General features: G+C 49.8%; 12 protein-coding genes and 1 tRNA gene. 8 read left to right on the plus strand and 5 right to left on the minus strand.

The genetic code is table 11. The features are described from left to right. Positions 1 to 957 (minus strand): acetyl-CoA synthase, encoded by a 957-nt coding sequence (locus CVV30_04265; GenBank protein PKL70573.1) that lies wholly within the window; start codon positions 955 to 957, stop codon positions 1 to 3. Positions 958 to 964: 7 nt separating this feature from the next. Next, complete coding sequence (gene cdhC, locus CVV30_04270) at positions 965 to 2,995, minus strand: CO dehydrogenase/CO-methylating acetyl-CoA synthase complex subunit beta (GenBank protein ID PKL70574.1); 2,031 nt, start codon at positions 2,993 to 2,995, stop codon at positions 965 to 967. Positions 2,996 to 3,124: 129 nt separating this feature from the next. On the opposite strand from cdhC, the gene CVV30_04275 reads away from it, so the two are divergent. Further along, positions 3,125 to 4,243 carry a hypothetical protein gene (locus CVV30_04275; protein PKL70575.1) on the plus strand — a complete coding sequence of 373 codons (1,119 nt, stop codon included), beginning with the start codon at positions 3,125 to 3,127 and terminating at the stop codon, positions 4,241 to 4,243. Positions 4,244 to 4,331: 88 nt separating this feature from the next. After that, positions 4,332 to 5,846, plus strand: a complete 1,515-nt coding sequence (locus CVV30_04280; protein ID PKL70576.1) for an MBL fold hydrolase — start codon at positions 4,332 to 4,334, stop codon at positions 5,844 to 5,846. Positions 5,847 to 5,884: 38 nt separating this feature from the next. Here CVV30_04280 and CVV30_04285 read toward each other — a convergent pair whose 3' ends face one another. After that, the gene (locus tag CVV30_04285) at positions 5,885 to 6,736 is read right to left on the minus strand and encodes a DNA methyltransferase (protein ID PKL70577.1); all 852 of its coding nucleotides are present in this window, start codon (positions 6,734 to 6,736) and stop codon (positions 5,885 to 5,887) included. Between the two features lie 72 nt (positions 6,737 to 6,808). Here CVV30_04285 and hxlB point away from each other — a divergent pair, with 72 nt between their 5' ends. The 3 genes from hxlB to CVV30_04300 are packed head-to-tail and all read left to right on the plus strand — an operon-like array spanning position 6,809 to position 9,568. After that, positions 6,809 to 7,408 carry a 6-phospho-3-hexuloisomerase gene (gene hxlB, locus CVV30_04290; GenBank protein ID PKL70578.1) on the plus strand — a complete coding sequence of 200 codons (600 nt, stop codon included), beginning with the start codon at positions 6,809 to 6,811 and terminating at the stop codon, positions 7,406 to 7,408. Between the two features lie 14 nt (positions 7,409 to 7,422). Further along, positions 7,423 to 8,529, plus strand: a complete 1,107-nt coding sequence (locus tag CVV30_04295; GenBank protein ID PKL70579.1) for an aspartate aminotransferase — start codon at positions 7,423 to 7,425, stop codon at positions 8,527 to 8,529. A 1-nt stretch (position 8,530) separates the two neighbouring features. Continuing rightward, positions 8,531 to 9,568 (plus strand): peptidase M42, encoded by a 1,038-nt coding sequence (locus CVV30_04300; protein ID PKL70580.1) that lies wholly within the window; start codon positions 8,531 to 8,533, stop codon positions 9,566 to 9,568. Positions 9,569 to 9,744: 176 nt separating this feature from the next. On the opposite strand, the gene CVV30_04305 is transcribed toward CVV30_04300, so the two are convergent. Continuing rightward, positions 9,745 to 9,816, minus strand: a tRNA-Arg gene (locus CVV30_04305). Positions 9,817 to 10,211: 395 nt separating this feature from the next. On the opposite strand from CVV30_04305, the gene CVV30_04310 reads away from it, so the two are divergent. The 3 genes from CVV30_04310 to CVV30_04320 all read left to right on the plus strand — a co-directional run bounded on the left by CVV30_04310 (position 10,212) and on the right by CVV30_04320 (position 13,795). Further along, the gene (locus CVV30_04310) at positions 10,212 to 11,342 is read left to right on the plus strand and encodes a hypothetical protein (protein ID PKL70581.1); all 1,131 of its coding nucleotides are present in this window, start codon (positions 10,212 to 10,214) and stop codon (positions 11,340 to 11,342) included. Then, the gene (locus CVV30_04315) at positions 11,339 to 12,625 is read left to right on the plus strand and encodes a hypothetical protein (GenBank protein PKL70582.1); all 1,287 of its coding nucleotides are present in this window, start codon (positions 11,339 to 11,341) and stop codon (positions 12,623 to 12,625) included. Before CVV30_04310 ends, CVV30_04315 begins: the two co-directional genes overlap by 4 nt. Before the next feature lie 180 nt (positions 12,626 to 12,805). Continuing rightward, entirely contained in the window at positions 12,806 to 13,795 is a 990-nt protein-coding gene (locus tag CVV30_04320) for a hypothetical protein (GenBank protein PKL70583.1), read from the plus strand. A 280-nt stretch (positions 13,796 to 14,075) separates the two neighbouring features. On the opposite strand, the gene CVV30_04325 is transcribed toward CVV30_04320, so the two are convergent. Then, on the minus strand, positions 14,076 to 14,852 hold the full coding sequence (locus tag CVV30_04325) for a hypothetical protein (GenBank protein PKL70584.1): 777 nt from the start codon (positions 14,850 to 14,852) through the stop codon (positions 14,076 to 14,078). Position 14,853 lies beyond the last annotated feature (1 nt).

The raw sequence follows: 14,853 nt of genomic DNA on the forward strand, positions 1-14,853 counted from the left end.
TTATGTTTCCCCCCCGGTAGTTTTTCCGGTATTCAGGCTGGAAAAAGCTTTCCTGAGCAGGGGAATAGTCCGTGGATGCCGCACACAGATAATCTCTGCACCCGCTGCCGCAGCGGCAAGACCGGTAGTGAATTCCCACTGGACCGCAATATCGTCCTGGATCGCCGGGTCTGCCTCACGCACTTCCTTTGCGGTCAGTGTGTCAATCGCAGAACAGATGAGTGGCATGGCAAGATCGGCATCGCCTTTCAACGCAGCAAACCGGATCCGCTCCATGGCAGAATAGGAATATTCAAAGCCATACCCCAGCGAGCCGGTGTAGGGATCGATGATGATATGGTCCCGGGTTACGCCAATCTCCTTTAACAGGATGTTGAGCTGTTTTGCCAGGTTGACATCTATCGGGGACTGGGCTATTACCGAATGACCGTAAGCCATGGCTGCAGCAGCGATACTGCGGTACCTGCCTGCCTCAGCCGTTCCTAAAAGCAGGTGTTCACCCTGGCCGGTCTCCCCGCATTTTAAGAACACCTCGCTGTCAATTTTCGGTTCATTGCTTCCCTCTATGATGAGAGGCAGGCTTGTTGCAGAGAGCACGGTCTCTACGTTCTTTCCCACCGATGCCATATCGGAAAAATCCCGTTGCCGGGTGCTGGTCAGGAACAGGCGGACAATATCTGCCTTGTAGACCGTATCTGCTGCATGTGCCCAACTCCCGCAATCATTTACGAGATCCCCGCAAAAGGCCTGGACAATCGGGGACCAGTACTGCGGGTTATCGCAAATCTCATAGGCTATGAGTGGAGCGGGTGAGTCCGGGATTGTCTCAAGGAACGGGAGTGTTTTTCCTCCCCCAATCCGGTAGGAAATGCGGCGGGTTCCCCCTTCTGCTTTTGTTGCACCGAGAGTCACTTCGGTTACGGATCCACTCCAGTCAAATTTCAGGTCAAATCCCATGATGGCATCACACCAGCGGTTTCATGGTCAGGGCCGGGTGTTTTATTTTCTCAAGATATACCATGAGATCTTCGATTGTGGCTGCCGTTGTCTCATCTGCGATCTTTTCAAACAGGTCAGGTTTGCCCCGTTCAGCCAGTATTTTTATCAGCCGGGGTTTGAGTTCTTCTTTGAGTTGTGCGGGTATCCAGACGAGCCGTTCGATACCCCCCTCTCCCTGTAAGAACCGGTCTGAAAGAATGTAGCCTTTGGATATTCCCGCAAACCCGGGGGTCTGTGCACCGCCGCCGATGGTACCGGCAAGGGTAGAAAATGACATTCCCGAAGGAGTCAGCCCTTTGAATTCACGGTTCACCACCATGATCCCGTTCACTTCCGGCAGCATCAGGGCAATGCATTCAAAACACCCGCAGCAGGTCATCGGGTATTCCATCACACTGTAGAGTGAGCACCGGTCCACTTCCCCGTGACTGGCTTTCTTGACAAAGCGGTTGACGCCTTCGAATTCACCATTCTGGGCATTGAGTTCCTGGCCTTTCTCTATCGGCTGGTTCGCTCCGGATGGCGATATTTCATACGCGATCTTGCCATCCAGCCAGCTGATGGCCCCGCACAGGGCGGGCCGTTCGGGAGTGATCACGCAGACGTGGTTCGGTGCAAAGGTCTGGCAGAGCGTGCAGGAATAATAGGTGTTTACATCACTGTCACGCATGCCCTTGATACGGGCGTCGCGTTCATCATAGACCTGGTCTGCCTCCTTCTTTGCCGCCAGGACTTTTTCCTTATCCGTGATCAGCGTGACCGAGACGGCATCCAGTAACTGGGGAAAATCCATACGGAACTTGCTGGCCAGCAGTTTGCCGATATGCTCGATCTTCACGCCTTTTGCAACAACTTCTTTCGATAACCGGACCCAGATGAGATCCCGCTGGGCAACGTGCCATGATCCTTCGCCATAATTGACAAAATTATGAATCCTTCGTTCGAGCACCGGCTCGTAATCTTTTTTCATGGTTTTACCGGCAACATCAATAATAATTGCGAGCGGATTTGCGGATCCTTCTGCCATGGAATCGATCTCTGGGCCGATGACGGTTACCTGTCCGTCTTTGACCTCTCCGGTATTTTTCATCCGGAGCAGTTCGAATGCAGGTGACCTGCCGCCACCAAACTCCACGTACATCTCTTCTTTGCGGATGCTTTTTCCTTCAAAGGCAGGGGAGCATCCCATCGGGATCGGGATTGCGGTCACGGTGACACGAATGCCTTTTGATTCCATGCCGATCCGGACAACATCATCAGCAGTAGCCGGGATCCATGCGCCGCCGGAATAATCATCGAGTGACAGGATGGGAAATCCGAGCACCCGCATACCATCGACAAGGGCGATCTCTTCATCGGAAAGCCCCGGAAAGACGATCACAATTGCCTTTGCCCGCTCCGCTGCATAGGTCAGCAGCCGGTGCATGTCGCCCGGGGTGACTCCCCCAAACATCATCGCTACGCGGGCAATGATATCGACAAAGTGCACCCCATGAAGCGTGCTGGATCCAAGGGGGATTAGGCGATAATCGAGACCCAGTTTTACACCGGCAGACGATAATGAAGGCACGACCGGGCCGGCAAGAAACGTGAGCATATATTTTTCCTGGAGTTCGCGGCAGATCGCAGCAGCAGCACCGGCACTCCGGGGGTTTCCGACAATGAGGGCAAGGCCGAGAATACTGCCGTCAACAAGGGAGTACCCGAGTTTCCGGATAATTGTATCGCCAATAAAACCGGTATAGGGCGAGGCCTCTTTTCCCTCCTGTGCGGTCTTTTTTGCAAGAATTATTTCTGAGGCAACCAGTGAATTCTCCTTTGTCCGGGAAAAAACATCCAGCAGGGTATCGCGGTCATGCACCGGTATGCCGGTCAGGGCATAAGATATGGGAAGATGATAAGCGGTATCGTCATAGGAAAATGTTCCTTCAATTGTCGTTATCGCGGTTTTTAAATGGAGTTGTCCATTTTTTATTGCCAACTCAACGTCGGTCATGGTAAAAGTCCCTCGGATACAACGTATTCTTTGTAATATTGATATACTTTCGTTATAAGGTAACAGGAAAAAAAATACCTGCTTTACGGCTCTGCAGCCGGTAATAACAAAAATATATATCCCTTTTAAATGCTATTCTCTTTAATGAGAGGCCAGAAAATGAGCATTGTGCGAATTAACAAGGTTTTTTCCATTCTTGTGCTGCTGATTGCAGCAATCTGTATGTTCCAGCCGGTGATGGGTGCCGATGGAACCGTAAGCATAGCGTACCGGGGTTCCGGTGGCAGCTACATTGGCGATACGGTGATTTTAGATGGTCAGAATACTGCCGGTAATATTACCTTTCTCCGGATCACCGGCCCCGGTCTTCCCTCCGAGGGTGTCCCCATATATGATCTCAATGGGAAACCCGGATCGGGAAATTCCGTTGAAGTAAATCCTGATGGTACCTGGAAGATTGCATGGTATACATCGAACATTAAAGCCGTTGAAAAGATGCAGACCGCACGCTACTATGTTACTGCTGCTGACCTCACTCACCCTGAAATATCTTCAACAACTTCATTAGTCATGAAAAAAGCTGAATTTTATGCGAAAACCACGCCGAATCCAGCAACAACGGATGACTATGTATCGATAACCGGTTCATCCGAACGCGGAGTGTCTTATGTCCAGATTGATGTGACCGACAGTTCCGGTAAAATTTATCATACCTACACATCGCCAGTTAGTGGTTCCGGATATTTCAATTATGGTTTCCATGTTGACATGCAACCCGGCCAGTATTTTGTCCGGGTGAGCAATCCGGCGATAAAAATCCCTCTCCAGATGGATCTTACCATCGCCTCGCCACAAGCATTGATTTCAGCGAACACGACCCCGGGAATTATTCCCGTCAGTGTAGCAACGCCAGCTATGAACCCGGTTGCGCTTCCCCAGAATCTACCCGGTACAGGGACACTCACCCTTGCATCAACGCCAACAGGAGCTTCAGTATTCCTCGATTCGGTAATGATGGGAACTACACCGATGGATTTGAACAACCTGCCTTCCGGCAGCCACCTTATCGAGTTAAAAACACCCGGATACCAGCCCTATTCTCTTCAGGTTACTCTCACCGATGGTGCCCGGGTTACCCTGTCGCCGATTCTCCAGAAAACTCCCTCAGCAATCCCGCTTTCACCCGTGACAGTACTTATCGGGCTTATCATTACCGGTGCAATCGCCCTGATATGGCGAAGAATGTAAAAACTAATAATCTTTTTTTTAAAGATATTTTTACCATAACCTATATCGATTTTAACAGTAACTTGTACTGGCATAACCGGTGATTTCCGTGAAGAAATTTTCTTTTATTGCTCACATGCCCGACACTCCTGGATCCCTGCACCGTGCAGCCGAGATCATCAAGCAATATGACGGGAATATCAATCGTATACAGTTTGACCGGCGCATAGATTCCGGGACCGTTTTTTACGAAGTTACCGCCCCGGCCGAATCCTATACCCAGATTACCCGGAATCTCGAAGAGATCGGGTATCTCCAGAGCACCATAAAACCCCAGAGTTTCTTAAAGTTCTGCGTATACCTGACCCACCGCCCGGGAGCCCTGTATGAATTCCTGGGCCTGACCACGGCAGTTGGCGCAAATATCTCGTTTCTGGATTTCGATGACAAAAGCCGGCACCCGGATCGCCTTATGGTGAGCCTGAACCTGGAACAGGGTGCAGTAGTCGAACAGTTGCTCAACCAGTTAAAATCCCTGTACCGGCTGGATATTATCGAGTACGATACCACGGGAAAACAACTGGATGATACCATCTTTTACGTCCGGTACGCCCAGGCAATCCGTGAGCTTATCGGGGAATCGGAAGATACATTCCTGCTCTCGTTCCTTGCCGATACCAACCATATGGCCCAGGAACTGATGGACCGGGGGTGCGATCCCAAAAAAGTTTTTGAGAGCGTGCTTGCATCCGGCCAGACAATGAAAGCGACCACGGGAGAGCATTTTTACGCGGATATCCAGCAATTTCAGATCGATGCCCGCACGACCTTGTTCTGCTTCCAGGTGCCCTGCGGGGGGAATATCTTCCTGATACAATCCGGAGAAGAACTGCTGATGATCGATACCGGGTACGGGATCTACCATAATGACGTCTTGACGATGTTCTCCCGGTATGGTATCAAGGATGCAAAAAAGATCGGCCGGATTGTTATTACCCACGCCGATGCAGATCACTGCGGTGCTGCCGGGTTCTTTACTGCACCGGCGCTGATGCACAGCAGTACGCTCGAGATCATCCGGACAAATAACCGGGCCTATGGCTCCCGCAGCGATCACGCTTCCCTTGATGAATTCTATACCAAGATGATCAACCTGTTCTCGAAATTCAACACCCCGGAAAAGACAGAATGCATTTCCGCCCCGCAAGGTGCAACCCGCGGTATATTTCCTGTCATCGGTGCAGTCAAGATTGGCGATATTGAACTGGAGATACTCGATGGTCTCAGCGGGCATACCGCCGGACAGGTGTTCCTGTACTCCCGTGAATATGGCCTGCTGTTTCCTGCCGACAGCGTGATAAATTTTGCAAGCCTTTCAAAAGAACGGGCAGACTACAGTTCCCTTGCGGCATTTCTCGTGACCTCGGTCAATGTTGACAGTGACAGTGCAAAAAAGGAACGAAAAGGACTTTCTGACCTGGCACAGGTAACGGATGACTATCTTGCCGCTTCCGGAAAAAGGTGCCTGATCTGCGGGGGGCACGGTGCCGTATCCGTACTGGAAAACGGCAAACTTACGGTGACCGGATCGATTGAACGGTATGGAGCAGGGAAATCCGGATAATTTATTTCCGGTTTTTTCCCGTGCCCATCCATTCCCGGTCAATAGTTGGTAACGATAATTTCAAAAATTCCGTTCCGGCGTTTCCCGTTACAATTGATGTAACGTTTTGCTTCAACGGGTTGTATCGTGAATTCCCGGTACAGGTCTTCGATAACCGGGTTCAGTGAATTACTGAGCATCACAAAAACTCCCCGCTTATCGAGTTTTTTAAACAGATCCGCCAGTCGTTCCTGGTCCTGGAATTTGAAACCATTTGAATTATAATCGGTAAAACGTGCAGTTTTTGATATGGGGTGGTAAGGAGGATCGAAATATATGAAATCATTTTTTCCGGCTTTTTTAACGGTCTCAGCAAAATCCTTGTTTAATATGGTAACATTTTCAAGCATGGCGTGAAATTTTAAAATCGAGGTCTCCGTTGGAAGACTCAGTTTTGCATGGCGGCCGAATGGGACATTATATTTTCCTTTGTTGTTTACCCGCCATAATCCATTGTAGCTGTGTTTATTGAGATATACCAAAAAAGCTGCCCGCTTCACCGGTTCTTTTGTCGTGCCGATGATCTCATTAAAATCGGCTTTAATCTGTTTGAAGGTAATCTCATCATTCTGAAAAACAGGATCCTGCAACTCTTCAATCAATTGTTCAGGTTTTTTCTGGACTACCCTGTACAGGTTGATCAGTTCACCGTTGAGATCGGAAATTACTGCCTTATCTGCCCGGTGTTCATTGTGCAGTTTTACCAGTAATGCTCCACCGCCAATGAAAGGTTCAAAGTAGGTATCCCATTCATGGGGAAGCCGTTCTCCTAACTTATCCAGTAACTGCCGTTTTCCACCCGCCCATTTCAGCAACGGTGTAATCACATCTACCCATTTTTTATTACTAATACTTAAGGGGTATTCAGGCTTATACTACGAAATTCTCATCTACTATGCAATAGCATCTTGTGTGGGAGAAGTATGGAGAGCCACAGGGTACAGGAAATGATGCGGCTGATGGCATCGAAGATCCGCTCAATTGCCAATACCATTTCAGACGATGATATCGGGAAGTTCATCACCGAACTCTTAAACGCAAAACGCATTTACGTGATCGGGGCAGGACGGTCCGGGCTCGTGGCAAAAGCGTTTGCCATGCGCCTCATGCACCTCGGGTTCCATGCCTACGTTGTCGGAGAGACCATCACTCCTGCACTGAACAAGGGTGACCTGATGGTCATCTTTTCCGGTTCGGGCAGGACCAAGACCGTTGCTGACCTTGCAGAAACCGCAAAGGATATCGGCGGAAGAATCTGCCTTATCTCGTCAAATGCAGATTCGCGTATCGGAAAAATAGCGGATTGCATTGTTATCATTGAGCATCACCGGGATTCCGTTGAAAACGATGCAGTCGAATTTGAGATCCGGCAGATGATGGGCGAACACAAATCATTTGCCCCGTTGGGCACCCTGTTTGAAACGGTATCCATGATCTTTGCCGATGCAGTGGTGTCACGCCTCATGGAGATCACCAAGACCGACGAGAGTGCGCTCAAGAACCGGCATACGAATATTGAATAAAATGGTGGATTGCGATGAGTATGAAATTTGCAGAAAGGGTAAAAGATATCGAGATCTCGGGGATTCGTAAATTGTTCGAGGCCGCGGGTCCCGATTCCATTAACCTCGGGCTCGGGCAACCCGATTTTGATACGCCCGGGCATATCAAGGATGCTGCAATCCGGGCCATACAGGAAGGAAAGACCGGGTATACCGGCAACAACGGCATTCCTGAACTCCGTAATGCGATCAGTGCAAAATTCAAACGGGAGAACGAACTCTCTTACAAGCCGGCCCAGATCATCGTTACTGCCGGTGCAAGCGAAGCGCTCCATATCGTGATGCAGGCCATGGTCGGCGATGGAGACCGGGTGCTCTGCCCGGATCCGGGTTTTGTATCGTATGCATCCCTTGCCACTCTCGCGGGTGCTCACCCGGTCAGTGTTCCTCTCACGAAAGATTTACACCTCGATGTGGAAAAGGCCAAGGAACTGATGGACGGGGCAAAACTTTTTGTCATCAACTCCCCGGGAAACCCGACCGGGGCTGTCGAGAGCAAAGAATCCATCAAAGCCCTTGTTGAATATGCTGATGATGCTGGTGTAACCATCATCTCCGATGAGGTGTACGAGCATTTCATTTACGGCAAAAAGCATTGGAGCGCCGGCCAGTTCGGGGATAATGTCATTACCATCAATGCGACGAGCAAGACCTACGCGATGACCGGCTGGCGCCTTGGTTACCTTGCTGCCTCCCCCGAGATTATCAGCCAGTGCATCAAGGTGCACCAGTACTGCCAGGCATGCGCCACTTCCATTTCCCAGTATGCGGCAGTTGCGGCATACGAGGGAGACCAGCACCCCGTTTCGGTGATGCGGGATGAATACCAGGCCCGGCGGGATCTCTTCTGCAAAGGATTGTCTGCCCTCGGTCTGGACTTTCCGCTTCCCGAAGGTGCATTCTATGCGTTTGTGCCGATGCAACCTGCGCTTACCCAGAAAATAATTGATGCCGGTGTAGTGATCGTCCCGGGCTCTGCGTTTGGGGTCAATGCGCCGGAGTACGCCCGCATGAGTTACGCCAACTCGCGGGAGAACCTGAAGCGTGCCCTTGATAGGATCCAAAAAGTAATAGGTGATTAACATGGTCAAAGAATTGTTACGTAAATTATCCAACGCCCACGGTGTTTCGGGCAGTGAAGGCAGCGTAAGTGCACTGATCAAAAAGGAGCTCAAGGGGCATGTCGATGAGATCCGCGAGGATGCTATGGGCAACCTCATTGCCATCAAGCATGGCAACAAGTTCAAGGTGATGCTGGCCGCCCACATGGACGAGATCGGGCTCATGGTCAAGTACGTGGAGGAGAAAGGATTCATCCGGTTCGTTGCACTTGGCGGCTGGTACGGCCCCACACTCTACAACCAGCGCGTAGTCCTCCATGGCGCAAACGGTCCCGTCATCGGGGTTATCGGTGGCAAACCCCCGCACATGATGGATGAAGAGGAGCGCAAGAAGGGGGTCAAAGTCGATGATCTCTTTATCGATATCGGCGCAACAAACCCCGATGAGGTCGATTATCTCGGCATTGAAGTCGGTACTCCGGTGACGATCGACCGGGAATTCTGCGAGCTGGCGAATTCAAGGGTTACCGGAAAAGCTTTCGACAACCGGGCCGGTGTCGTAATGTTAATCAAAACCTTGAAAGAGACCGACTCCCCGCTCACTATTTTCGGTGTCTTTACTGTGCAGGAAGAAGTTGGCCTGAAAGGTGCACGCACCAGCGCGTTTGCTCTTGATCCCGACTGTGCGATTGCCACCGATGTCACAATCCCTGGCGATCACCCGGGCATTGATCTGAAAGATGCGCCAGTCCTGATGAGTAAGGGACCGGTCATCACTATTGTCGATAGCAGTGGAAGGGGACTCATCGCCAACCGCAAAGTTGTCAAGTGGCTCAAGGAAGCCGCAGACTCGAATTCAATACCCGTGCAGATGGAAGTTGGCAGTGGCGGGACTACGGATGCAACCGCAATTCACCTGACCAAGGGTGGAATTCCGAGCACTACGGTCAGTATCCCCTCCCGGTACATCCATTCACCGGTAGAAGTGGTGGACTGCAATGATATCGAAGCCGGTGTGAAAATGCTGGTAGCTGCACTCAAGAAGAAGCCGGTTTTATAATTTTTTAGTCCCTATTTTTTATTGAAAATCCAGGCTTTGCCCGGATACTAAAAAATCCTTTGGCAATTTTTTTAGAGGTTTCAGACTCTCTCTCAGAATTCCCCGCATAATTTTCCTGGGATGAATGAATCGTGAGAAATATTCCGCTTCTCTCCAGAAAAAACCATAAAACAATACGCCTCGGCCGGGACTTGAACCCGGGTCAAAAGCTCCGGAGGCTTCTAGGATGTCCGCTACCCTACCGAGGCACAGATTGCCGTGTTTGTCTGCACTGCAATCCATTGCCTGTCCCTGCACGCGTAACGCTTTGCAAATTATCTGCACAGCAACGACGGGAAAGACTGCACTGGTTGCAATGATTCACGGTTCTATAATAACAATACCTCGCAGGGTATTAAAGCTCTCGCGTGGGAGTGAACATTGAGTATTATTTTCCTTTCTTTAAAGCTGAATCAGGACCTGCCATCCGGCCAATCGCAGAATTATAAACCGGTTCATCAATCCGGATTAGGCAGGTTCCCGGAATGGTTTTAAACAAAGATATCCCCCAAAAAGGGAATAAAGAATATACTATATATCATGGAATAAAATACTAGTATAAAAGCCTGCAAATTATTCAGACACCGAGGTTCACTCCCGTTTTATGACCTGGCTCTCGTACCTCAGAAAATCCGGTTTGGTTCTTGCCGTTATCATGATCTTTGCTCTTACCTACACGGTTTCTGCGGTTTCTGCGGCAAATTCTGTGATTGTGATGGTGAAGGATACCCGGACCAAGCAACCTCTGGACGATGCCCAGGTTTATTTTGACGGCGGATACCGTGGAACAACTTCTTCTGCGAATGGGGCCGGGACACTGGTGATCCAGGATGTAAAAACCGGAACCCATACCGTGCGGGTGACCCGGCCCGGGTTTAAGGAGGTTACGAAAAAAATTGCTTTCCCTGCAGAACCTTCCGTTGAAGTATCAATATCCAAAGGATCCCTGGTCTCCCTGAACCCGGAGGGTCCGGCAAAAAACGCAATCAATATTATTTTCTATCCTTCATCGACATCATATAACTGCAAAGACCATGCCAAAGTTTCTACCCCTCTCTATATGACCAATGAGACCCGGTTTAAGGAGGACGCGATGAACCTTATTGATAACTCTTTTATGAATATGGATCAGTATACTTCCCCCTCAAATCCTCTTCCTGAAAACTACCGGGATCATTTCAATTTTTATTATTATTATGACCCGTCTGCACCGGCGGATGCATTTTCCGGCTGTGCCGGAACCGTGCCTGAGAGCTACTGGAACGATGTCACCTTCAGTGACGTGACGGTTATCCTTTACCCGCAATATTATGGGATTTATGCGGATTCCACCTGCCAGCCTACAGGATGCTTCCAGAACTTTGGGCCGGGACGCAGCGTGATGAAGGCCCCTGCTGACCAGGTGATGTTATTCAGACACGAGTCGGGACACGCGGTATTCGAATTGATCGATACCTATTGCGGCTCTACCTATTATTACCAGAATGATCCCCACGCAAATGTCTGGGCCTCAGAAGAGTCGTGCAGGACTGATGCACAAACCAATAACCGGGATCCGGACCTGTGCCGCCAGATACAGAAAAAAAATTCTGTTTCAACGTCGTGCATTAAGGATTTCTGGCAATGGGATCCCATGCCGGACATCATGGCTAACGGGTATGGCGGAAAATTCGGGGATGCTTCCACACAACGAATCAACTATGTCCTGTCACAATCGGGAGCTGAACGACCATGAGATGGATCACCCTCTGTTGTCTGTTACTCATTCTCACAGGATTAGCCTGTAATCCGGTCTCCGGAGCGCAACCCCTTCCCGATTATGGAAAAATTCTGCAGATACACCTGGATTACCAGGATGGCAGGTATTCCATATCTTCACCGGAAATCACCTACGGGAAATCTCCCAACCTGAATATCCGGACCGGAAACTTAAAAGGAGTAATTCTCGATGCAAAGGGAAATGAATTAAAATCCTTCTCGTTCCAGGCGCCGGGAGTTGCCCAGGGAGATATTTTAGGGCCTGCGGGTGGCGACAGTCTTATCGGATTTACCGAGAGTCCCGCGAACGGGAACATGGTTCTCACAATTCCATATCAGCAGGATATGCAGAAGTTCAGCTTGTCTGACACCCGGGATGGCAGTCTTTTAGTTTCAGCGGATCTCCTCCCTGCGGTTGCAGCCTTCTGCACCGATTATCCCTATGATCCCGATTGCCTTGCGCAAGTCCCTGCAGCAAAATCTGCAGTACCTGATCCAGGTACCAGTCTTGTCCTTGTTGCTCTCTTATCCGCCTCTGTTATTGGCGCAGCGATAATGGCGATCCTGACTATCCGTCGCAAGACCAAAGTGCAGACTCCTGAAAAAGAGGTAGTCCTCATTGTCGATGACGAACCGGATCTTGTCAACCTCATAGACATACTTCTTGATAAAAAAGGCTATGCAACGCTCAAAGCCTTCAGTGGAAAGGAATGTCTCGACATTCTCCGGAAACAAATTCCTGACCTGATACTTCTGGATGTACGGATGGAACCCATGGACGGGTGGCAGGCGCTCGAAGAGATCAAGAAAAACCCGGAAACCAAATCGATCCCGGTCCTGATGCTCACCGGACAAAGACTCACTGCAGGTGCTGCAAAACAATACAATATCTGTATCGATGATTATATCACAAAACCCTTCCAGCCCAATGATCTCTATGCAGCAATTGATAATATTGTTGAACGAAAACAGAAGTTGAAAGATTCCCTGGTCTTAGCCAAAAAAGCCGGTGTTGACAAGGAAATGTTCTGTGAATATGCCAAGCTTTCCCGGCGCATATCGGTCAATAAGAGAATCATCGATATCCTGCAGGGACCTGAGGGTACTCCCGTGTGGGCGGATGAGAGCAACCGTGACGACAAGGCGGTTATCGAGCACATGCATGTCACCACCCGGGTCAATGAAAAACGTGTTGAACAGTTACGGCAGGAAATTAACAAAGCATTCAGATCCAAGGGGCTACCGGAACTCAGTTTGTAACCGGATCCCGGAGAGGAATTCTCTCGCCATCCGGGAACTGATTTTCCGGCCCAGGTAATTTTTTTGATGAATTTTTAGCGATCTCAGTTTCCCGGAAAAACGATGCTGTGACATATCATTTGCCGGTCAAAACGTATTATTCGACAAAAATAATATGTCAGACTACATAACCGATACTACATGGTACGGATGCAGCACCCCTACGATACTCTTATCGATGCATTCGTCCTGATGAAGATCCCCCGGGACCTTCTTGTATGTGAACTCTGGCTTGCCGCAGCTCTTCTTGCGATCTACCTGCCATTCCTGAATGAATCCTTTTTGCGGATTATTTTTGGTGTGCCGCTCGTATTGTTTATCCCGGGGTATGCTCTTATCGCCGCTCTCTTTCCCGCTGCACGGGACATTGATGGGATCGAACGTGTCGCACTATCGTTCGGGCTCTCCATTGCCATTGTCCCCCTTACCGGTCTTGCGCTTAACTATACTCCCTGGGGGATCCGGCTTGACCCTATTGTGACCTGCCTGAGTATCCTTACGGTCGGATTATGTCTTGCAGCCCAGTACCGCAGGGCCCGGTTGCCGGAAGAAGAACGGTTCACTGTCCCATTCCGGGAAATACAACGGGCAATTTCCGATGAATTCTTCAAAAAAGAGGGAAGCTCCCCTGCCGATCGTATTCTTTCCATCATCCTGCTCATCGCGATTATTGCGGCAGTAGGGACTACCGTTTATGTGATTGTTGTTCCCAAGGAGGGTGAGAAGTTTTCGGAATTTTTTATCCTTGGTGAAAAGCAGAAGGCCGCTGATTACCCGACCCGGATTATGACTGGCATGAACAATTCTCTTTTTATCGGCATTGGCAACCATGAATACCGCACCGTCAATTATACCGTTGAGACCTATTTTTTAACTATGAATTTCGATGAAAGGACCAATACTTCCTCCCTTGAATCCATGAATCGTCTCGACCGGTTCACGGTATCGGTTCCTCATAACGAGACGGTCATCAACCCGTATTTTTTCACTCCTACAACGACATCCGTCAACCGGTTAGAATTTCTCCTGTTCAATGAAACCGTTCCTGACGACCAGATCACGGGGATGGACCGGATCAACCAGAGTTACCGGGACCTGCATCTCTGGGTTACGGTCCGGTCGGTACCCTGATACGCAGGACTTTTCCGGTGAATTACCCGGTTGAATCCGCGGGGTATTCCCCGGATCGTGGCTCTAAAAAAAACGTGCACCGGAAATATTTTTTATTTTTCCCCGCATCGAATTATTACACCCGTTTGATGCTGCCTGACAAGGGAACACAAGGTCGGGTTATTATCCGCCATGATGGCAAATTTTTTCCCCCGCACCGGTAGGGTCAGAATCATTCATGAAGAAAATTAAAAAAGAATCGTCCGTTGACTTGATCACACCCGCTCTGGAAATAAAAAAATTATTCGGGAAGTACCGAAAAGACAGCGGTGACATTCGGGAGCTTGGGGTCGGGTGCACAGCGTTCCATCTGGATAACTTTTCCCGTTCCCTCGGCAAAAACCGTTGCAAAGAGACTGCAGACCGGGCAGGGGTTTGCAATGCAGCATCGGGGAGACTCCCGGATCATAGCCCTGCACCCGTTGATGAGCCGGTAATTTTCCATTGTCACGGTAATTATCTCCTCCTGGTGAGTGGAATCTACCCGTTCTGCCACATCGAGAACTTCTACGCCAAGTTCCTTAATCAGATTATGAAGTGCCGTCATCTCAAAGGGAATCGTGAAATGCTCCCGTTCCCGGAGAAGGCGGAGCAGGGGTGCGCATGACGGCTCTGTCATGAGACCGGCCGCATCCGTTCCCATAACAAACGATTCAGTCGAGAGTGGCACGCCATGGTATTCTGCTACCGGCAGGAACTGAACCGAATGAGTTTTATTTTCCGTAACCTCTGGTATGAAACAGGCATTTCCCTGGATACCCAGGTCCGCACAAATTCTTACAAGGTTAATACTTCCCTGGACCGGAAGAAGGCTCATGTACCGGAGATCAAGAGGATCGCTTCCGGATAATGTTGCAAAAAAGATGCCCGTCAGCAGGCATACCAGTGCGGCTACGACAAGCGCGGCACTCGTAAAATCGCCCCGGTTGGTCAGGATTGCGGTGCTGATCAGGACACCTGCCATGATAACCAGGACCAGTGCTGCACGGTAGTTGGGGTTTAATGAGGGAATTTTCATG

It is taken from the genome of Methanomicrobiales archaeon HGW-Methanomicrobiales-1 (genome assembly GCA_002839675.1).
GTDB lineage: Archaea > Halobacteriota > Methanomicrobia > Methanomicrobiales > Methanospirillaceae > Methanoregula.